The following is a 19,738-nucleotide window of genomic DNA, read 5'->3' as shown; positions in this document are numbered from 1 at the left end:
TGTAGGCACCCTTTCCTAATTCATCATCACAAATAGAAGTCAACCAATCCCGCCACTTTCTCCTTACAACGCTCCCAAAAAGATAACTTTTCAAAAAACTCTTTCGTCATTTCTTTCGAATCATGAAAATCCTCTGTTAACGCCTTATTAACTTGTCCTACAATAGGACCACCATAAATATAAAAATTCATTTCATCATTTATATTGAAGCTACGCGAAGTAAAGTTTGTTGTACCAATAACGGTTAATTCATTATCAATAAGCATTAATTTACCATGGAACATTCCTTTTTTATACCCATATACAGTAATCCCATTATTAACAGCTTGACGTATGTATGGATACGCCGCTTCTTTTATAAGAGGTAGATCTGGTTTATATGACCAAAGTATTTTTACTGTAACACCACGCTTTTGTGCTGCGATTAAAGCATTCATGGACTCTTTATTTTTTGCTATAAAATACGGCGTTGCAATTACAATGGAGTGTTGAGCTTGTTTTATGAGCTCTATATATTTTTCAGCAACGTAATGCCCATTGTAACTAGTCATAGTATGTAATGTATTCCCTTTACTAGCTTTATTCGTACTCCTCTTTATCTCTTCTTTCGTATCTCGTTTCCAATCTAAAGCAAACTGCTCTTCTAAATCTTTTGCTCCTTCTCCTTTAAGCCGTACATGATAATCACGCCAATATCCAAATCGCTTATCTTTCCCTAAGTACTCATCTCCTATATTAAATCCGCCTGTATAGCCAATCTCCCCATCAATCGTCGTAATACGGCGATGATTACGATGATGTAGGGAATAAAACCCGAATGGTAATTCCTGTTTTCTACTATATGTAAAATGCACGCCACTTTCCTGTAATTCTTTTTTCACCTTTCTTTCAAATGATAAATCGTTAAGTAAATCGACAGATAAATATACGTTTACTCCTTCTCTCGCCTTCTCTTTTAATAAGTTTAAAAAAGTATGGCTACTTTTATCATCCGACAAAATGAAAAAGTACGTGTAAATAGATTGCTTCGCCTCTCTTATATCAGTAAATAACTGTTTATAAAATGACTTTCCTTCTACATATAATTGAAAATCACTATAATGAGGAGCGTACTCTGTCGGCATATTTTTCCCGACTTCCATTTTTCTTCCGAGCGTAACGTCAATATGCATCCAAATTAAAACAAAAACGAAAATAGTAATTACAATAGAAGTAACTCGCAATATTTTTTTAATCATTTTGATTTCCTTCCGCTCATTTTCTTTCCACCTTTCTATTTTGTCATTCAAATTTAGATTTCATGCTTCATACAAAAAAGGATGCGACTTAACGTCACACCCTTTTCATATTAAATAAAGTTTCTCGCATCATTATTTCTTCCAAACTTATAAATAGCAATTAAGAAGAATGCTACCGCAAAGGCAAATAAGATTAAAATATTTAAATACAAATCTGAAATTGGAATTCCTTGTTGTAGTTTTGATACTGTGTCTAATAGCCATCTCTGCGGAAGAAAATCAGCTACTTTTTGTACCGCTTTTGGCATAATGTCATAAGGAAAATAACATCCAGCCAGTAAACATGTCGGTACAATAATCATATTTTGCAGTGCATTTGCTGATGCTGAGTTTTTCGAAAAAGCGACAAGGACTAACGATATTCCAATCGCTATTAAAGCAAATAGCATGAGTACACCAATCATCACTATGAAAGGCATATTGATATTCGTATGAAAAACATTCGTTAGGAATAGGATTGTAATCAAAATTTGTACTGTTAGTATTATCATATTTACCCCGACATTAGATAATATGAACTTCTTCCCATCTATCGGCGTTGATAATAGTCTAAAGTACGTTCTATTCTCTTTTTCTTTTAAAATATGACCTGATAAGTTCGCTGCTGAAAACAGCATAAACATAATAAGGTAACCCATCGTTTGATTTGTCATATCTTTATTTTTCGAAGTATCTTCTAGCGTCTCAGTTTTCATTTTAAATGAACTTTTTTGATACCCTGCGTACATATTGTCGAATGTACTTTGATCTGTTCCTGCTACTTTACTAATAGCTGCTATATTATCAATATAATTATATAAATATGATTTTATAAATCCTGTTACTTGATCACCTTTAATCGATGAAATTTCAATATGCTCTGGTTCCCCTTCTCGAACACTTTTTGAAAAACCAGAATCTAATGTAATAACTCCATCAAGTTTTTTGGAAGTGAGTTTATCTTCTACTTCAGACTCCTTAACCTTACTCACATTCACATGATTTAATCCTTCTAAAAACTTTATCGTATCATTTGCTATTGGCTCATTTTCTTTATTTACAATCCCGATATTTAACGTTCCTTGCCCTGCATTTCCGTATATCGAGAAGGAAATGAGCGTCCCTATTATCGGCAAGCTAATTATAATGAGTAAACTTTTTTTATTTTTCAAAAGCACAGATAACGTTTTTTGTATGAGCCATAAAATATCCTTCATACTATAGCCCCTCCCGTCTACGTAATGCAATAATTGCAATTAATAAAAAGAGTGCTGAAATTCCAATGTTTAAAGAAATGACTGGTAGTGCTGCCCCTACATCATTTGCATAAATAATTTTCATAACAGCTGTATTTGCCCAAGTTAATGGCGATAAATTCGTAACAAAATTTTCTTCTACTACGAAATATGCACCTCCAAAAATAGAAGCTAATTGCACAACAACCATAATAATTGCCCTAGACGCTTCAGCTGTTTTCGTAATATATCCGATTCCTAAACCGAAGCTAATTGCTAGAAAGACTTGTGTTAATAAAATAAGAAATATGATTCCAAGATGGTCGCCCCAATTCGCTTGAAAAACAAATTTACTAAATAACATGACGAGTAATATGCACAGGGCATTTGCTACTAGGCTACCAAGTACTTTTCCAATGAATATTTCAGCTTTACTTATAGGTGCAGCAATGAGACGATCTCCTGTTTTACGTATTCGTTCTCCTCGAATTAAAGAACTCGCTCCCATCGCAGCATATAGTGCAATCATCGTTGTCATTACAACCGCATAGTAATCCATAGAACCTGGTTTTTTCGCAGCTTGTAAAGATGTTTCTTTTATATAATCATTATGATTTCCATTTGAAATAACCGTACTAACCTTAGTAGGATCTACTTTTGCAACTTCGACCGCTACATTGTACTTATCAACAAATGTTGTAAGCATTCCTTCCACAATACTTCCCTCAATACTACTTTTGTCACTTCCATAAAATTTTGCACCATCTTTATTTAACTCTACATAAGCGGCATATTTATTTTTCTTCACTTCTTCTTTCCCATCTATACTGCCGGAAGCTTTTTTAAAATGAATACCTGATTTATCCACTTCTTTCGTAAATGCTTCAAATGATTGAGAAAACGTGCTACTCGCTTCATCTTTATATAGCACTTGTATATCTTTAATCGAATGACTATCACTATTAAATGCATTCGTTAACGCTGTTCCTAACACAAGCATAAGCACAATCGGAAATGCTAACATAAAAACTAAAGTTCTTACGTCTCTGAAATCTCTTTTAATATGCATAATTGCAATATTGAAGATGTTCAATTGATGAACCTCCCTTTACCTTTTCTTCATTTACTTTTTATTTATCTCGTAAGTTTCTTCCCGTCAATGTAAGGAATACTGTTTCTAAGTTGGGAGCCTGCTCCTCTAATGAACGAATTTCAATATCATGATTGATACAGTATTGAATGATTTTATTTAAATTATTTAATCCCCCATCAGAATTCACTTTAATTACGTTTTCTTCAATTTGAACTGCTTTCACACCGTTTATCTCTTTTAATTTTTCCACGTCTAAATTTTCCACCGACTTCACTTCAATCCAAATATCTTTCGTATCAGTAATAATTGCTTTTAACTGTTCTTTCGTTCCTTCTGCAATTACTTTACCGTGATCTACTATCGCTATTTTTGTACAAATCTCTTCTACCTCTTCCATGTAGTGACTCGTATAAATAATTGTACTTCCCATTTCATTTAATTTACGTACTGACTGCAAAATGTAGTTTCTTGACTGTGGATCAATTCCAACTGTCGGCTCATCCATAATAATTAACTTCGGTCTATGAGCAATTGCACAAGCGATATTCAGTCTTCGCTTCATCCCACCAGAAAAGTTCTTCGGATAGCTTTTCTGTTTATCACTAAGTCCTACAAATTGAAGAGCTTCCTCTACCCTAGCTTTTAATTCGGCTCCTCGTAATCCGTACAATCCAGCAAAGAATTTCACATTTTCATAGGCAGTTAACTCTTCATAAATCGCAATATCTTGTGGAACAATACCGATATTCATTTTCGCAAATCGATTATGTTTCTTTATATTTTTTCCTAGTATGCTAATTTCACCTTCATTACTTCTTAACAAACCAGCAATCATATTTATCGTTGTACTCTTACCAGCACCATTTGATCCTAAAAAGCCAAATATTTCTCCTTCTTTAATAGATAAAGACATATTATCAACTGCGATGAAATCACCAAATTTTTTCGTTAAATTTTTAATTTCTAATGTATTCATCATTTTCACCCCTATTTCGGTTTCTCTGCTTTTAGTATAAACAAAAAGAATGAACCTGCTCAGTGCAGAAGTTCATTCTTTTCACATGAGAATATTCACTTTTTTCATATGAGATGGTTCATCCTCGTACCATTCTCTTTATATTGGCAACAACATCGTTACTGAAAAACCACTTGTCCCATCTACAATAATTTTTCCGTTTACAGACGCCGTTCGCTCCTCCATCCCCATAATACCGAGACCTTTTTTAACAAGAGCTACCCCTTTTCCGTTATCCTTTACTTGCACCTTAACCATCTTGTTAAGCACATGAATATCTATAGAAATAACTGTCGCATCAGCATATTTCATTGCATTTGTTAGTGCTTCTGTAACATTCTCACCGATAATTTTCCACTGAATGGGAGAAATCATATCTAGGTTCCCTTTGTACACGAAAGGAATATTCACATCATTCTTACCGGCAAATTCCTCTATGAATAATTTCATGCGGTGAATGCCAATTTGCTCAGTTGGTGGCTTCATATTTTTTAATGTAATGCGAATACTTTCAATTCCATCTTTTGAAATATGAATTGCATTTTGTAATAACTCCGCAGATTTTTCTTTATCTATCCCCATTAATCTCTTTGCTGCTTCCATTTGAATTAGTGCACCCGTCATCGAGTGGCCAATTTTATCATGAATTTCTTGTGATAACCGATTTCTCTCTTCTAACTTAAATGTGTATTCAGATTGTCTTATGTACTCTTTATTTTCATGTAAGCTTTTCGTAAGTCGTTGCATATCTTTTCGCATCTTATCATTTTGCGATTCAAGCTTTACTACACGCGATATATATCGATCTGCAATAGTTAAAACGAGAAAAGAAAATGCAACAATTAATCCATAAGTCATTCGAATACTTTCATCTGCAATTGTAATTGGGAGCATCATAATGACAAAGCGTGGCCAATTCTTTTCTATGTAATGGAATGTAATTTCGTATAAATTCAAAGGTAAAAACAAAATAAAAAATGGATGAACCCTCCATGTAAATAACATAACTACGCCAATTGACATACAAATTAATATTTTTTTATACGTATCTTTTTTAAATATAGAAATCATTACGTTTACAGAGAGGTAAATAAGTAAAGTAAATATAACCCACGGTAAATTTACTACATTTGCGTAAATATAACTAAACACAATATATAAAAAGACAATTAATTTACTTACAGTTAGCCAAAATTCCATATCATTAATCTACTTTCCCTGTTAAGTAATAAATCGCAATTTGTGTGCGATGTTCAAGTCCAGTTTTCCCTAAAACTGACGTAATATAATTTGCAATTGTTCCTTCAGATATAAAAAGCTGTTTCGAAATTTCTTTATTTGAGAAACCTTTTGCAATTAATGCGATAATACTAAGCTCCCTTTCTGTGAAAAGACTCTTATCAATTTTACATTCTTCCTCTTTACTTTCCATTAAATTAGACTTAATTTTATCGAGGACAACATCTTGCATAACAGTTTGACCGTTATATACTCCTTTTATCGCATCACGAATACGCTCCGGATCGTTATTTTTTAATAAATAACCTTTCGCTCCGTTTTTTACTGCATCCAAAATATATTCATCATCATCAAACGTCGTTAAAATAAGCGGTTTTGTTTTCGTCTCTTCACAAATGAATTTCGTCGCCTCTACCCCGTTCATATTTGGCATGCGAACATCTAATAGAGCGATATCAACGTCGTTCTTTTTGCAATACTCCACTGCTTCTTTCCCATCATTTACTGTATCTACTACTTCAAACTCTTCGTATGTATTTAAAATAATTTTCATGCCCTCTCTAATAAAAGAGTTATCATCTGCTATTAATATTTTAATTTTCATGTTTGTTAGTATGGACCTTCCCCTACTAACATTCACATCCTTTCTCCGTGTAACATTTCCTACTTGCTCATTATATACTTCTCTTTACCATTTTTTCACACCTTTTTTCATCTAGCTCTCCTACAAAAAATATATTATTCTTTTTTTATAAAATGTGTAGGGTGACTTATCATTCTTTACGTCTATATAATAGAATGCGTCAAAAAGGAGGGAGAGACCCATTGAGGAAAAACAATTAATTGAAAAAGCACAACAAGGAAGCGAACATGCTTTTCGTATCCTTGTGCAAACATATCGTCATTATATTTTCCAAGTTATCTTTTCTATTTTAAGACATGAAGAAGATGCGAAAGATGTTACACAAGAAGTATTCGTAAAAATTCACGCCTCTCTCCCTAATTATCAATTTCGCGGATTAAAAACGTGGATGGCGCGTATTGCCACCAATCACGCTATTGATTATAAGAGAAAGAAAGCTAGAGAAAGTGAAGAACTCTCCTTATGTAAAGAAGCTGAGGAAAATATAAAGTCCTCTCATAATATTGAGGCTTTATTATTGACGAAAGAGCAGAAATTACTCATCGCTCAAAAACTGAGAGAACTTCCCGAAAATTACCGTGACGTCGTTCTCGCACATTACTTAGAAGAAAAAAGTTATCAAGAAATTGCTTTACAGGAAAACATCGAAGTGAAAACAGTCGAAATGAAACTGTATCGGGCACGAAAATGGATTAAAAAACATTGGAAGGAGGAAGAGTTTCTATGATGCATTATTCAAAAGAAGATTGGCGCAATTATACATTAGATTTTATAGAAAGCAATGAACGTGAATCTATGGAAGAACATCTTTATGAATGTGATGATTGTTTAGCACTTTATATGGAAAGTATTGATGAACAACATGAAAACCTTCCAATGATAAATGATGATTCATTTACGAACGAAGTTATGACGCAAATTAATTTTGAAACACTACAGTCTAATGAAAATATAAAAACAAACTCACTAAAGCGCACAATCATTCACTACATAATTGCGACTGCGGCTACAATTATTTTTATGGTAAGTGGTTTATTCCAATATATTTTTACAGCGACATCAAATTTCGAGAAATCTTCAAAACATAACGAGTCTTCTATCTCACAACAAATTGTAAACAAATCGGTAGACACATCAAAAAAGGACGGAGGTTTAAAGCATGAATAAAAACCCCTTTTTAGCACTTGTATTAGGGCTAATTCCTGGGCTTGGACATTTATACTTAAAAAAGCTAGGACGGTTTATTTTATATAGCGGAGGATCTTTATTTCTATTCTCCTTTGCAGTATTTTGTACAATAGTAGTAAGAGAACGTGATATTGCTTTTCTTTCTCTATTTTTACTAGCTGTTCTATGGGTAATTAACTTACTAGATTTAGTTATCACCATTATAAACCAAACGAAAAAACAAGAAGCTGGAGAATTGACAACATCCTCTAAAGAGAGCGAACGATTTTATATCATTCTCCTATCCATCATCCCTGGACTTGGCCATTTCCAATTAGGACTTATGCAACGTGGACTTACATTTTTAGTAGCTTGCACAGGAATCGGAAGTATGATTATTTTCGTTGCACTTTTAACATCGCAAGAAAGTTTTCTTATCTTCCTTATTACATTACCTGTTTTATGGATTTACAATTTCTTCGATGTTGTTCAGCAACTCCAGAAAAAAGAACGTGGCGAGCAACTAGATGATCGTACTATTTTCGAAGAGTTTGAAGAGCATCGTGAACAAGGAAAGAAGAATAAAACATTTGCTTCTATTTTAGCAATGTTCCCTGGAGCAGGTCATATGTATTTAGGCTTACAACGCCGTGGTCTTCAGCTTATGGCAGCCTTTTTACTATCTATTTATTTACTCGATTTATTACGACTTTCTGCATTTTTATTTTTAGTACCAATCATTTGGTTCTATAGCTTTTTTGATGCGTTACAGCAAACAGCAAAATACGGAAAAGAACGAGTTCAAGACGAACCCATTATCGATTATTTTATAAATCATCAAAGATGGATCGGTATCGGATTAATTACACTCGGTGGTTATTATTTATTAAATCAAACAGTCCTTCCTATTTTGAATGATTATTTTGTAACTATATTTAATATTCATCTTAGTGAACTATATTATCGCTATTTCCAAACATCTATCGTTGCGCTCCTTTTAATTGGCGGCGGCTTTAAATTGTTACTTGGAAATAAAGAAAACAAAGGTGGGACAAACGAATGAGGACTTGGCGTGTTGGAACATTCTCAATGGGGCTTTCTATTATATCGTTAGGATGCTTTTTACTATTTTCAGTCGTAAAAGGAATTCAAGTATTAGATACACTAACTGCATGGTGGCCAGTTTTACTAATCATACTTGGAGCCGAAGTTTTACTATACCTTCTATTTTCTAAGAAGGAACAATCATTTATTAAATATGATATTTTTAGTATTTTCTTTATCGGCGTTTTAGGAAGCGTCGGAATTGCTTTTTACTGTTTATTATCAACTGGATTACTAGAAGAAGTTCGTCACTCTATTAACACAACGAGGCAAACGAGTAATATTCCAGACGGACAATTTGATATACCTGAATCTATCAAAAAAATCGTAGTAGATGCAGGACATCAGCCTCTAACGATAGAGGGAAATAATACAAATCAAATTCATCTTTTGGGAACTTATGAAATGACGACGAAAGCAAATGAAAAACTCAATTTAAAACAAGATGATTTCCTTTCAGTTCAAACGGCTGGAGAAACGATGTATATCACTTTAAAATCATTACCTGTTCAGCATACGTTATTTAATTCAGCACCACAGGTGAAACCAACGCTTGTTCTTCCGCAAAATAAAAATGTGGAAATCCGTGCTTCAAATAACGAACTATCTCTTTATCCAGGTCAATTACAAAATAATTGGTTTGTACAAGAAAGCTCAAGAGTGTCTGTCCATCTTGCAAAAGAGAGTGATGTATCTTTAACAGCAGTAACGAATCAAAAAGAAACACACGGAAGCACACCTTGGGAACAAGTAGAAGATTTAACGAAAAACGAAAATACTTCTTCAGAAGAACATCCAGAATTAAACAACCAAGAACATTGGTATAAAAATTCGATTAAAACTGGAAATGGCACGTACAAGTTAAATATTGAGAAAGCTTATAATTTAAATATGAGCGTTATTGAAAAATAAGAAAAACCTTCCGCAATTGCGGAAGGTTTTTCTCATATAATCGCTTTAATTCCTTCTAACACTAATCCAATCATAAATCCGCAAACCGCCCCGTTCACTCGGATCCACTGCAAATCTTTACCGACATTATTTTCAATCATTTCGATTAACGTTTTATCATCTAACTTATCAAGGTTTTCTTGTACAAGCTTACCAATTTTCGAATGGTTCTTCTCAACAAGATTCACAACTTGTTTTTGTAACCACTCTTCTATTTTTTGAACTGTCTGTCCATCTTCTTTTATTTTATTCATTTGTTTTTGTAAAAATGGAATAACATATTTATCAGCAAATTCTTCATTATTTACAAAAGTAACTGCTCTTTGTTGTACTTGCTCTAGCATCTCTTTTATTTTGTCAGTAGCATCCCAATTCGCAATCCACTTTTCTTTCCAATTTTCTAATTCCTTTAATAAGGCTTCATTTTCTTTTACATTTATAATTTCTTGACGAATCTTCGCTAATATAAGTTGTCTTGTGCTATTATCAGCCTCTTGTAAGCTGTTAATATTGCTAATAATAAACTTCTGCAAAATGCCGCCAATTTTATCTTCATCTACAATATTCATAAATGATTTCAAAGTAAACTGCAAGAATCCATCTACTTTTATATTTTCCATTGCCTTCATACCTAAGCTTCCGAGCTGGTAACGAGCTTCATCTTGTGCTGTCCAATCTTTCACTTTTACTAATATGTAATCAAGTGTCTTTTCATCATATTCTTGCACAACTAATTGATCAACAAGCACTTGTAAAATGTTACTTGTATTAATTGTATGTAAATATGTTTTTAATTCTTTTTCAATAATAACAGCTAACTTTTCTGTATCTATTGTAACAATTGCTTTCTCAGCAATCTTTACAATCCCCTTTTTCACAGCATCAGACTGCATCTCTCTCTCAGCAATTTGCAGTACCATTTGTGCTAACTGCATCTCTTTTACTTTATTCGTAATACTTTCTTTTGTCAGCCATTCATTTTCTAACGTATGAATGAGCCCTTTCGTTACCCGTTTACGGTTTTTAGGTAACAAAGCTGTATGCGGAATTGGTATTCCCATCGGATGACGGAATAAAGCAGTAACCGCAAACCAATCCGCAAGTCCACCAACCAATCCAGCTTCAAATCCCCCTTGTATAATCTCTCCTGCTACCGTTCCTTGAAAAGGGATAGAAGCCGCAAAGCCGACACCCATAACCCCAAGCGAAATACCCGCTATATATTTAGTCTGTAATGACATCGTATACACATCCTCTTATTATGTAAAATAAAGCTTTTTTGTTGTATTTATTCAATATTAGTTATCCTTTATATATACTATAAAGAACTATTGGGAAAATAACAAAGATTTTTATGTACATGAAAAAATGAGGCTACAACTAGCCTCATTTTTCTTATATCGTTAATTCCAAACCTTTCCTATAATATTCATTCATTACATCTTTTGGAACCATACTTCCACCCGTTCCCCACACAATATGAGTACCTTTTTTCACCTTCTCTGTTAACTGTTGCTTTTGTAAATACTCATCTTCTTTACATACTTTCACTGGCCCTATCATACCTGCTAGTGCAGAAGGCTCTAAATAAATATTCTCCGTATCAGCTAGTTCTTTTAACAATCTATATAGCTCTTCATCGCTTACTGTGTAATTCCCACTCAAAAATGGTTCCATCGTTTTACCGACAAATCCAGATGGCCTTCCTACCGCAAGTCCATCCGCATCTGTTACATTATCAATTCCGATATCTTGAACGGCAATTTTGTCATGAAGGCCTGTCATTAAGCCGAGTAACATACATGGTGAGTGTGTTGGCTCTGCAAAGAAACAATGAACGTTGTCTTTATACAATAACTTTAAACCGAATGCTACTCCGCCAGGTCCTCCTCCTACTCCGCACGGAAGGTAAACAAATAAAGGATGATCTTTATCTACTACAACCTCTAACTCTTCTAATTGCTTTTGTAATCGTGATGCTGCTACTGCGTATCCTAAAAATAAATCATGTGAGTTTTCATCGTCTACAAAATAACAGCTAGGATCCGCATCCGCTTGTCTTCTTCCTTCTTCTACTGCTTTGCTATAATCATCTTCATATTCAATAACGCTTACACCTTTACTTGTTAATAAATCTTTCTTCCATTCTTTTGCGTCAGCTGACATATGAACAGTTACATTAAAACCTAGATTCGCACTCATAATCCCTATGCTAAGTCCTAAGTTCCCTGTAGAACCTACCGCAATTGAATATTTCGCGAAAAACTCTCTACATGTATCACTATCTAAAATGGAATAATCATCTTCTTCTGTTAACATTCCGTGCTGCAATGCTAGTTGTTCAGCATGTTTCAACACTTCATAAATGCCGCCCCTAGCTTTAATTGATCCTGATATCGGAAGATGACTATCACATTTTAATAATAATTCTCCTAAAATAGGTTGCTTATAATTTATCTCTAAAGCTTCTTTCATAGAAGGGATTTTCACTAAAGGTGATTCGATTATACCGTTCGTCTCTTTCGTTTCAGGAAAAACTTTCGCAATATATGGTGCAAAACGCTTTAATCTCTCTTCCGCGTCTTTTACATCCTCTTCATTCAATGGTGTATCTTTTATCGCCGTTTCATACTTTTCTATGTTTGGGTTTATCCAAAGTACTTCTTCTGTTGCAATAAGTTTATTCACTAATGGATATTCTGCTTGTAATGCCCCTATTTCTTTCATTTTGTTTCCTCCTTATATCCTTGTAGCTCACCATATAATAAATTATAATTAAATTAATTTTAATATAGTTTAACACAAATTGTTCACTTTAGTTAATTTAAATTTAATTTATTTAAATATAATTTAATAACCCTTAAGGAGATTTTCATTATGGAAAATATAGATATTGGTAAAAAAATTGAAAAACAAAGAAAAAAAAAAGGTTTAACTAGTAAAGAACTAGCAAAGATGGCCGATATTACACCATCTATGTTAAGTCAAATTGAGCGCGGGTCCGCTAACCCTTCTATCCAAACATTAAAAGTGCTTGCTAAAGCTCTTGATGTGCCAACATTTAGCTTTTTACTTGAAGATACAAATACAGACGATTTAATTGTACGTTCCCATAAACGAAAGAAAATGATTATCGATAATTTATCATATGAAATGCTTTCACCTGATTTCACTGGAAATTTAGCAACAGCAATTATGACCGTCCCGCCTAATACAGCTTCATCAGAAAATGTGCTAGAACATAAAGGAGAAGAATTAGCATTTGTCTTAGATGGGAAAATCACATTATATTTAAATGAGGAAGAATACGTATTAGAAACTGGCGACAGTGTAAAGATACCTGCTTATTTAAAGCATAAATGGGGGAATCATTTTGAAAAAAACGCGATAGTCTTATTTTCTGTTACTCCGCCGATTTTTTAATATATCAATAAAAACAGGATGATTCTTATAAAATGAGGATTATCCTGTTTTTATTAAATAAGAAAGTGAAATTTTTGTTAAAAACTTAACAGTTGGACCCAATCCGAACAATCCTCCTAAAAACATATTTACAAGTGAAACTATCCCTCCCATTGATGCTAACGTATCATGAGTCAGATTCATCCCACCACTACCAGAGGTACTTGTAATATTCACATAAAAATAAGAAATACGAAAAAATAATTGATTTTTCATAATTTTGTTGAAAAATATGGTAAAATGACTCTTATACTTCTTCTATTTTGCTATTATAGAAATAATTAAATTAGGATACTTTTATCGGATGGGGGAATATATAATGAGTGTGTTATTAAAAGGGCATGAACAGATTGTCAACGAACTAAACATTTTATATCAAGTAATGGTAGCGGAGCAATTAATTGAAGCGAAACAATTAAAAGAAAAAATAGAGAAACAGATTAATAAAATTGAAGCTGATCAAAATCTATCGCTTTACTACTCCCTACTAAACTTTAAATATAAGGTCCTAACCGATTGGACAAACATTAAGTATGATACTTTTAGTCAAATTGTTCGTTTAGACAATCCAATAACTGAAGACTTTATTACTTATTATTATCACTTTTTTAAAGCTGAACATGCTACCATTATTGGAAATTATGATGAAGCAAAAAAAGAATACGAAAAAGCTGAATCCCTTTTAAAACATGTACCAGGCGAACTAGAAGAAGCTGAATATAAATATAAATTTGCTATATTTAATCACCATACAAACAAACCACTTACAGCAATCAATTATGCAAATCAAGCTAAAGAGATTTTCTCAAAATATCCACGTTATGAAATTAAAATAGCTCTATGCGAAAACATTTTAGGCTCATGTTCTGTTTATTTAAAACAATTCGAACAAGCCGAAGAGAACTATAATTCAGCAATCAATATTTTACAAAAGCTGAAAGACGATACACTAATCTTAAAAGTTCGAAATAACTTAGGTTGGCTCTACTCTTCTCAAAATCTATCAACCCTTGCTATTAGACATCTTACAATAGTTACAAACAAATTACCTAAACACCTAAAAGCCAATTTTCTACAAGCCAAAGAACATTTTAGTTTAAATGAAAAAGAACTTGCAAACGATTGGGTTCAAAAAGGCTTAGAAATTTGTAATGAATTAAATAATCAAGAATATAAACACCATTTCACTATCTTAAAAACACAACACACTGGTATTCTAGACGACTTAGAAAACGCAATCATTGCAGGCACTACATATTTTAACAGTAAAGAATTATACGATTATGCACAAGAATATTACGAATTATTAGCAGTAGAATTTCATAAAGTAAATAAAATAGAGAAATCTCAAAAATATTTTTTCAAAACTTATGAAGCAAAACAAAAATTATTAACTAAGGAGGCACTAAGATAATGAAAAAGATTAGTTTAGCTATTTTAACCTTTACATGCATACTTGCTTTTGGCTTTAATAATTTCACTGAAAATCAACAAGCAAAACAACTTCCAAAATGGGATACAGATAAACAAGAAACACATGCAGACCTATAGAAATCTAAAAACCCCTAATAAAGGGGTTTTTAGATTTCTACAATATAATGATTTAGCATATGATGAAGAAATACGCTTATAAAAGATAGCCATACACAGATACTCTCTGTACATGGCTATCTTTTATTTTTTCGGCACGTACAAAATCCCTAAACTCATAACACAAAAACTTAGTATTTGCTGCATCGATAAACCAAACAGAACCGAATTTTGTTCACTAACAAGCGAGATAATAATATGAGCAAACCCCTCAATAATTAGAAAAACACTTATATTCTTTCCATTTCCGAGCCTTTCATTTTTCATCCATAACAAGCCCATTATACAAAGAGCAAAGATGATCTCGTATACGAATATAGGGTGATATAAAAGTTTAGATTCATATATTTTCATTCCCCATGGTAGTGTCGTTTGTGCACCTACTTCATGATGTAATAGAAAATAAAAGATAATACTCACACACAGACCAAAAGGCAATGCATCCAGTAAAATACGAAGCGAAAATTGCTCCTTTTTACTTTTCCAAACAATGTATACACTCGCAATCACGCATCCTACTACAATATGTTGCATACTTCCAACAGCTAATATTGCTTGCACTGGCGCCCCAAAGGCCCATACAGGATTTAAAATTGCTGGTGCAAACTTCCATACAAATACGATGATAAGAAAAGCATTTGTTACGGCATCCATCATTTTTTCATATGATACATTTTGATGCCTCATCTTTCGTTTCATCAACATAAATCCAAATAGACTTCCAATTATAAGAGATATGGGTTGTAACCTCACGATCCACTCCATCGTCACGAAATCTCCTTTTAATTCTCAATCAATTTCTTAAATTTCTTTTCTAATTGATCTGGTGGTAATACACCTCGTACATGATCTACTATAATTCCATCTTTATTAACAAAAAATGTCGTCGGTAAAGAGAATACTTTATAATCTAGTCCAGCTACTCCGTCCATATCTAATAGAACAGGAAACTCAAACCCATAGCGATTAGCAAATGCGCTTGCTTCTTGTACTGGGTCACTAACAGTTGCATTCACCGCAAAAATTTCAACATCCTTTTTATATTTATCATACATATGAACTAAGTCAGGTGCCTCCATTTCACACGGCCCACACCATGATGCCCAAAAATTAATAATATATGGTTTTCCCTTGGCATCATTTAACGACTGCAACTTTCCGTCTAATCCTTTTAATGTGATGCTAGGTGCTTTAAAACCGACTTGTGGTAATACTTCTTTCTCCTGTAGCTCTGCTTGTTTCGCTTTTCTTTCCTTTTCTTCTTTCTTTGAATTATAAAAGTTAACCCCCGCCCAAACGAGAGCACCTACTAGTATAATAGCAATTAGTTTCTTCACTTTTCTTCCTCCTCATTTTTAAAAACCTGTAAATCCACCGAATAGACGAATAAAGAATGCTGTAATTTTCGTCATTTGATTTGTATACAATAAAATCCCTGTTACAATCATCATTCCACCGCCAATTTTCATCATGACATTGGCATATGTAACAATCCATTTTACCTTCCCAATAAAGAATGCCATCACGAAAAATGGAACCGCAAATCCAAGAGTATACGCTGTAATATAAAGAAGTGCCCCTTCAGGATTCGTCGCGCCAAGCATGAGTACAGCTGAAAATATCGGTCCAACACATGGCGTCCAACCTGCTGCATATGTCATACCGACTAAAATCGAGCGAATATATCCAGTCGATTTACTTCTATACTGCACCTTTTTCTCTCCCATAAGCCACTTAGGCTGAAACAAGCCCGTCATAAATAGCCCCATTAAAACAATAAAAATCCCACCAATTTGTTGAATTAATTTTTGGTTAGATGAAAATGTTATTCCAATCCAACTTACCGATAAACCTAACGCGTAAAATATAACGGAAAATCCGATCATAAAAAATATGGTATGTATAATCGCTGATTTTTGCATAATCCCACGATTTTCTTTTAAATCTTGAATAGACACACCTGTAATATAAGATAAATAAGATGGATATAGCGGTAAAGAGCACGGTGATATAAATGACAATACTCCCGCTCCCACCACAAGCCAAATTGTTAAATCTGCTGCATTCATTTTATTCCCCCTAAAACACTACAATAAGTAGTGTTTATTCTAAAAAAAAAGAGGCTATATGCACTCTCCGACAATAAGTACAATCGACATACAGAATAAACCTACTGTTACATATACCGAATTCGTATGTAACGGGATATTAAATTTCACAACTTTTTCATTTAACACTTGCTCGATTCGTAAATTTATTGCTGTTTTTGCAAATGAAGCTGTAACACATCGATTTTCCATTGTCTTTATTTTAATTAATTTTAATAACGCGCTACCTAACTCAAATGAAGATTCCATTTTTTGCATCGCATATTTATCAGCAGCTAGCTCCTGATACGTATGATATCGCTGTAACAACCCTTTTAATATCGGTATGTACATCATGCCTTCTGCTAATAGCGTAAAACAAAATAATTTTAACGGATCACGATTATTTTGATGATATTCTTCATGGAAAATAATTGCATCCATTTCTTCATCTGAAAATGTCTGAAGCATCCCTTCTGACATGACAACTTTCGGACGAAATAGCCCAACTGTAAATGCCGCAACTTCCGTAGTCGGCAATATATATATTTGTTTTCCTTTTCGGATGAAAGGGATAAGTACTTTTTGTAATTTTTTACTATAAAAAAATTGTCGCCAAATTCTTTTACACACGATTAATACAGTAAGTAATAATAATCCAGCGATTATAATACGAATCAGCGATAATTCTTTCATATGTTTTTCTAACTGGAACAAGCAAAAATTTGAAAGAAAGAACATCTTATTTTGAAACAGAAATGGATATGTAACGTAATACACTAACATACTGAAAAAGAGGGTACTAACAATTACTGCTAACAATACGATTTTACGCATTTGCCATTTCATTTCATTAATCCTCTTTTTTTAACTGACTTAATTTGTCTTCTAACTTTTTTATTAAAGCCGGATCAGCCTGCTCTAACTCATCTAACATATGATTTACAACTAAATCTCCAAATTCCCCCATCAATTCCTGTGTCATTTTCTTCGTTTGATTGGATAAGAATTCTTCTTTTGTTTGTACAGCACGATATATGCCACTTCTTTTTACAGTCTGTTTTTCTAAGTGTAATTTCTCCACTAACCTGTTCATAACTGTCATAACAGTGTTAAAATTCACAGGTGATTCTTCACTTAATTTCTGCTGCACTTCTTTAATCGTAATACCTTCGTTAGACCAAACAATCTCCATAATTTTCGCTTCAAGCGGTCCAAAGAAATGATTTAACCCGTGTTCATTTAACTTATAGTTTTGAGTAAACATTATACGGCTCCTTTCACACTACAAATTGTAGTATAAATTAAATGAAAGGTCAAACGTAAATGATATATACGAAAATTAACTACCTATAAATACATAGGCTATTCCATTCATTTTAAACCTAATTTTTCTCCAAATGTATCAAAAAGGTACTGCTCTAATATTTGTACACTAAACTTCTCATTACGCCCAAGGGCAAATAATTCCCGATCTTTCGCTACGATAGTATCTAATGGAATAGCTACATTATCCACGATTTTTGTAATTTCAATTATATTACTTTTTACATTTACTTCTGTTTTAAATTCAACGTTTTCTAACACTATATGTGAACGTCTTCCTGATGCAAAAAAAGTAAAATTAGGATTTTTAACAACGCCAATTTCAGTCTCTAACGCATATAAATAGTGAAAAATTACATCTCTATGTCCATCTTTTATTATTTTTTCATCCTTCTCATCGTCTAAGTATTCTTTTAGCTTCGTTGTAAATTCAAATCGAAAATCCACTTTTTTCACGCTCCTTCTTTGTATTTCATATTAAATAAATATATTGAAATAATTTTACCATATTGTAATACAACTTCCTATTAAAAGTAAAAACTGTTTTAGAAAATCGCTACTATTTCCGATTCCCTTTTAAAATATAAGCATAAATTCAATATGAATTAATGCGTCATTATATCTATTTAAACATATTTTTTCCATTTTTTGAAACATTAGTATGAAATATTATATATCAATGAATGGTTTCTAATACATTGGTATATATAGTCAGTAGTTTCTTTACTATTCCGATATACTTAAGCTATATTTTCTAATTATTGATTACATTACGGAAGGAATGTAACTCTCTTCTATCGAATTTTTATATAACAAAAATGATTAGGTGGTGCTTTACTATGAAATTAGCTGTCATTGGTGGCGGTGATTTACAAGATTCAAATCACTTGCCTATTAATGAACGCCTTATAGAATTAACAAATAAACAGTACCCAAAAATATTGTTTATTCCAACGGCTAGTCATGATGATGAAAGCTATATAAAATTATTTTTAGACACGTTTGAAAAACAATTACATTGTGAAGTACAAATTTTACGTACTACAACAGATTCCCCTTCTAAGTATGAAATAGACGAGATGATTCATTCAGCCGATTTAATTTATCTAGGTGGCGGGAACTATATTCACATGCTTACGCAATGGAAAGAACATAGACTCGATGAAAAATTATTATTGGCTCTGCAGCAAGGAACACTTATTGCTGGTTATAGCGCTGGTGCTATGTGTTGGTTCACGTCTAGTATCCGATCAGATTATGAAGGTTCTGGTTATATAGAGAGTAACGGATGGGGGATTGTTAATAAAAGATTTTGTCCACATTATAATCAATTAAACAGAATGAACGCCTTCCATTCCTTTTTACAAAATCATCAAGGGAATATAGAAGGAATTGCACTCGAGGATAATTGCGCTTTATATATTACAGAAGAATCCTTTGAGATTATCGGTGAACCGGAAAAAGCGTGGGAGTTTTATATGAGTGATAAAACACTCATTAGACAACATTTTGATATCACTTTAAAAAGCTATTTGTAAACCTGCACTTA

General features: G+C 33.0%; 23 protein-coding genes. 8 read left to right on the top strand and 15 right to left on the bottom strand.

Annotation, left to right across the window (positions count from 1 at the left end; genetic code table 11):
• Positions 1-26: 26 nt before the first annotated feature.
• The 6 genes from ACO6VI_RS10580 to ACO6VI_RS10555 all read right to left on the bottom strand — a co-directional run bounded on the left by ACO6VI_RS10580 (position 27) and on the right by ACO6VI_RS10555 (position 6,463).
• A complete protein-coding gene (locus tag ACO6VI_RS10580; protein ID WP_063547014.1) occupies positions 27-1,238 on the bottom strand; it encodes a phospholipase D-like domain-containing protein in 1,212 nt (403 codons plus the stop codon).
• 110 nt (positions 1,239-1,348) lie between these two features.
• On the bottom strand, positions 1,349-2,494 hold the full coding sequence (locus ACO6VI_RS10575; RefSeq protein ID WP_063547013.1) for an ABC transporter permease: 1,146 nt from the start codon (positions 2,492-2,494) through the stop codon (positions 1,349-1,351).
• A gap of 1 nt (position 2,495) precedes the next feature.
• Entirely contained in the window at positions 2,496-3,605 is a 1,110-nt protein-coding gene (locus tag ACO6VI_RS10570) for an ABC transporter permease (protein ID WP_001020154.1), read from the bottom strand.
• 37 nt (positions 3,606-3,642) lie between these two features.
• Entirely contained in the window at positions 3,643-4,581 is a 939-nt protein-coding gene (locus ACO6VI_RS10565) for an ABC transporter ATP-binding protein (RefSeq protein WP_063547012.1), read from the bottom strand.
• Positions 4,582-4,719: 138 nt separating this feature from the next.
• Entirely contained in the window at positions 4,720-5,820 is a 1,101-nt protein-coding gene (locus ACO6VI_RS10560; protein ID WP_063547011.1) for a sensor histidine kinase, read from the bottom strand.
• Positions 5,821-5,824: 4 nt separating this feature from the next.
• On the bottom strand, positions 5,825-6,463 hold the full coding sequence (locus ACO6VI_RS10555) for a response regulator transcription factor (protein ID WP_000694106.1): 639 nt from the start codon (positions 6,461-6,463) through the stop codon (positions 5,825-5,827).
• Positions 6,464-6,746: 283 nt separating this feature from the next.
• Here ACO6VI_RS10555 and ACO6VI_RS10550 point away from each other — a divergent pair, with 283 nt between their 5' ends.
• The 4 genes from ACO6VI_RS10550 to exsE are packed head-to-tail and all read left to right on the top strand — an operon-like array spanning position 6,747 to position 9,685.
• Positions 6,747-7,229 (top strand): RNA polymerase sigma factor, encoded by a 483-nt coding sequence (locus tag ACO6VI_RS10550; protein WP_230387339.1) that lies wholly within the window; start codon positions 6,747-6,749, stop codon positions 7,227-7,229.
• Positions 7,226-7,669 carry a hypothetical protein gene (locus ACO6VI_RS10545; protein WP_063547010.1) on the top strand — a complete coding sequence of 148 codons (444 nt, stop codon included), beginning with the start codon at positions 7,226-7,228 and terminating at the stop codon, positions 7,667-7,669. Before ACO6VI_RS10550 ends, ACO6VI_RS10545 begins: the two co-directional genes overlap by 4 nt.
• Positions 7,662-8,732: a hypothetical protein gene (locus tag ACO6VI_RS10540; RefSeq protein WP_063547009.1), complete on the top strand. Its 1,071-nt coding sequence runs from the start codon at positions 7,662-7,664 to the stop codon at positions 8,730-8,732. Before ACO6VI_RS10545 ends, ACO6VI_RS10540 begins: the two co-directional genes overlap by 8 nt.
• Positions 8,729-9,685 carry an exosporium protein ExsE gene (gene exsE / locus ACO6VI_RS10535; protein WP_071757405.1) on the top strand — a complete coding sequence of 319 codons (957 nt, stop codon included), beginning with the start codon at positions 8,729-8,731 and terminating at the stop codon, positions 9,683-9,685. Before ACO6VI_RS10540 ends, exsE begins: the two co-directional genes overlap by 4 nt.
• Before the next feature lie 32 nt (positions 9,686-9,717).
• On the opposite strand, the gene ACO6VI_RS10530 is transcribed toward exsE, so the two are convergent.
• Together ACO6VI_RS10530 and ACO6VI_RS10525 are read right to left on the bottom strand one after the other, a co-directional pair.
• The gene (locus ACO6VI_RS10530; RefSeq protein ID WP_422423304.1) at positions 9,718-10,965 is read right to left on the bottom strand and encodes a DUF445 domain-containing protein; all 1,248 of its coding nucleotides are present in this window, start codon (positions 10,963-10,965) and stop codon (positions 9,718-9,720) included.
• Positions 10,966-11,119: 154 nt separating this feature from the next.
• Positions 11,120-12,451, bottom strand: a complete 1,332-nt coding sequence (locus ACO6VI_RS10525) for a D-serine ammonia-lyase (RefSeq protein WP_422423303.1) — start codon at positions 12,449-12,451, stop codon at positions 11,120-11,122.
• Positions 12,452-12,601: 150 nt separating this feature from the next.
• On the opposite strand from ACO6VI_RS10525, the gene ACO6VI_RS10520 reads away from it, so the two are divergent.
• Positions 12,602-13,147, top strand: a complete 546-nt coding sequence (locus ACO6VI_RS10520) for a helix-turn-helix domain-containing protein (RefSeq protein WP_422423301.1) — start codon at positions 12,602-12,604, stop codon at positions 13,145-13,147.
• A gap of 39 nt (positions 13,148-13,186) precedes the next feature.
• On the opposite strand, the gene ACO6VI_RS10515 is transcribed toward ACO6VI_RS10520, so the two are convergent.
• Positions 13,187-13,363 carry an ATPase gene (locus ACO6VI_RS10515; RefSeq protein ID WP_422423300.1) on the bottom strand — a complete coding sequence of 59 codons (177 nt, stop codon included), beginning with the start codon at positions 13,361-13,363 and terminating at the stop codon, positions 13,187-13,189.
• Between the two features lie 142 nt (positions 13,364-13,505).
• On the opposite strand from ACO6VI_RS10515, the gene ACO6VI_RS10510 reads away from it, so the two are divergent.
• Together ACO6VI_RS10510 and ACO6VI_RS10505 are read left to right on the top strand one after the other, a co-directional pair.
• Complete coding sequence (locus ACO6VI_RS10510) at positions 13,506-14,600, top strand: tetratricopeptide repeat protein (RefSeq protein ID WP_000114846.1); 1,095 nt, start codon at positions 13,506-13,508, stop codon at positions 14,598-14,600.
• On the top strand, positions 14,600-14,737 hold the full coding sequence (locus tag ACO6VI_RS10505) for a hypothetical protein (protein WP_000724010.1): 138 nt from the start codon (positions 14,600-14,602) through the stop codon (positions 14,735-14,737). Before ACO6VI_RS10510 ends, ACO6VI_RS10505 begins: the two co-directional genes overlap by 1 nt.
• Positions 14,738-14,860: 123 nt before the next feature.
• On the opposite strand, the gene ACO6VI_RS10500 is transcribed toward ACO6VI_RS10505, so the two are convergent.
• The 6 genes from ACO6VI_RS10500 to ACO6VI_RS10475 form a co-directional block, all read right to left on the bottom strand.
• A complete protein-coding gene (locus tag ACO6VI_RS10500; RefSeq protein ID WP_422423298.1) occupies positions 14,861-15,541 on the bottom strand; it encodes a prolipoprotein diacylglyceryl transferase family protein in 681 nt (226 codons plus the stop codon).
• A gap of 17 nt (positions 15,542-15,558) precedes the next feature.
• The gene (locus tag ACO6VI_RS10495; protein WP_000733187.1) at positions 15,559-16,113 is read right to left on the bottom strand and encodes a TlpA family protein disulfide reductase; all 555 of its coding nucleotides are present in this window, start codon (positions 16,111-16,113) and stop codon (positions 15,559-15,561) included.
• Positions 16,114-16,131: 18 nt separating this feature from the next.
• The gene (gene ccdA / locus ACO6VI_RS10490) at positions 16,132-16,845 is read right to left on the bottom strand and encodes a cytochrome c-type biogenesis protein CcdA (RefSeq protein ID WP_422423297.1); all 714 of its coding nucleotides are present in this window, start codon (positions 16,843-16,845) and stop codon (positions 16,132-16,134) included.
• 54 nt (positions 16,846-16,899) lie between these two features.
• On the bottom strand, positions 16,900-17,712 hold the full coding sequence (locus ACO6VI_RS10485; protein WP_422423295.1) for a M56 family metallopeptidase: 813 nt from the start codon (positions 17,710-17,712) through the stop codon (positions 16,900-16,902).
• A 4-nt stretch (positions 17,713-17,716) separates the two neighbouring features.
• Positions 17,717-18,130: a BlaI/MecI/CopY family transcriptional regulator gene (locus ACO6VI_RS10480; protein ID WP_422423293.1), complete on the bottom strand. Its 414-nt coding sequence runs from the start codon at positions 18,128-18,130 to the stop codon at positions 17,717-17,719.
• A 107-nt stretch (positions 18,131-18,237) separates the two neighbouring features.
• Positions 18,238-18,636: a DUF3942 family protein gene (locus ACO6VI_RS10475; RefSeq protein ID WP_000347525.1), complete on the bottom strand. Its 399-nt coding sequence runs from the start codon at positions 18,634-18,636 to the stop codon at positions 18,238-18,240.
• A 392-nt stretch (positions 18,637-19,028) separates the two neighbouring features.
• Between ACO6VI_RS10475 and ACO6VI_RS10470 the strand changes: the two genes are divergently transcribed.
• A complete protein-coding gene (locus ACO6VI_RS10470) occupies positions 19,029-19,727 on the top strand; it encodes a peptidase E (protein ID WP_000762116.1) in 699 nt (232 codons plus the stop codon).
• Positions 19,728-19,738 lie beyond the last annotated feature (11 nt).

Origin of the sequence: Bacillus sp. PSXD-155 (assembly GCF_049310765.1) — a bacterium.
Classification (GTDB): Bacteria; Bacillota; Bacilli; order Bacillales; family Bacillaceae_G; genus Bacillus_A; species Bacillus_A cereus.
Note: the sequence above shows the minus strand (reverse complement) of the source record. Positions and strands in the feature narration are given on the sequence as shown.

Excerpts from the sequence above, each read along its gene's own strand:
- ACO6VI_RS10580 (WP_063547014.1), bottom strand. The coding sequence starts at position 1,238 with ATGATTAAAAAAATATTGCGAGTTACTTCTATTGTAATTACTATTTTC.
- ACO6VI_RS10575 (WP_063547013.1), bottom strand. The coding sequence starts at position 2,494 with ATGAAGGATATTTTATGGCTCATACAAAAAACGTTATCTGTGCTTTTG.
- ACO6VI_RS10565 (WP_063547012.1), bottom strand. The coding sequence starts at position 4,581 with ATGAATACATTAGAAATTAAAAATTTAACGAAAAAATTTGGTGATTTC.
- ACO6VI_RS10560 (WP_063547011.1), bottom strand. The coding sequence starts at position 5,820 with ATGGAATTTTGGCTAACTGTAAGTAAATTAATTGTCTTTTTATATATT.
- ACO6VI_RS10555 (WP_000694106.1), bottom strand. The coding sequence starts at position 6,463 with ATGAAAATTAAAATATTAATAGCAGATGATAACTCTTTTATTAGAGAG.
- ACO6VI_RS10545 (WP_063547010.1), top strand. The coding sequence starts at position 7,226 with ATGATGCATTATTCAAAAGAAGATTGGCGCAATTATACATTAGATTTT.
- ACO6VI_RS10540 (WP_063547009.1), top strand. The coding sequence starts at position 7,662 with ATGAATAAAAACCCCTTTTTAGCACTTGTATTAGGGCTAATTCCTGGG.
- exsE (WP_071757405.1), top strand. The coding sequence starts at position 8,729 with ATGAGGACTTGGCGTGTTGGAACATTCTCAATGGGGCTTTCTATTATA.
- ACO6VI_RS10530 (WP_422423304.1), bottom strand. The coding sequence starts at position 10,965 with ATGTCATTACAGACTAAATATATAGCGGGTATTTCGCTTGGGGTTATG.
- ACO6VI_RS10525 (WP_422423303.1), bottom strand. The coding sequence starts at position 12,451 with ATGAAAGAAATAGGGGCATTACAAGCAGAATATCCATTAGTGAATAAA.
- ACO6VI_RS10520 (WP_422423301.1), top strand. The coding sequence starts at position 12,602 with ATGGAAAATATAGATATTGGTAAAAAAATTGAAAAACAAAGAAAAAAA.
- ACO6VI_RS10510 (WP_000114846.1), top strand. The coding sequence starts at position 13,506 with ATGAGTGTGTTATTAAAAGGGCATGAACAGATTGTCAACGAACTAAAC.
- ACO6VI_RS10505 (WP_000724010.1), top strand. The coding sequence starts at position 14,600 with ATGAAAAAGATTAGTTTAGCTATTTTAACCTTTACATGCATACTTGCT.
- ACO6VI_RS10500 (WP_422423298.1), bottom strand. The coding sequence starts at position 15,541 with ATGGAGTGGATCGTGAGGTTACAACCCATATCTCTTATAATTGGAAGT.
- ccdA (WP_422423297.1), bottom strand. The coding sequence starts at position 16,845 with ATGAATGCAGCAGATTTAACAATTTGGCTTGTGGTGGGAGCGGGAGTA.
- ACO6VI_RS10485 (WP_422423295.1), bottom strand. The coding sequence starts at position 17,712 with ATGAAATGGCAAATGCGTAAAATCGTATTGTTAGCAGTAATTGTTAGT.
- ACO6VI_RS10480 (WP_422423293.1), bottom strand. The coding sequence starts at position 18,130 with ATGTTTACTCAAAACTATAAGTTAAATGAACACGGGTTAAATCATTTC.
- ACO6VI_RS10470 (WP_000762116.1), top strand. The coding sequence starts at position 19,029 with ATGAAATTAGCTGTCATTGGTGGCGGTGATTTACAAGATTCAAATCAC.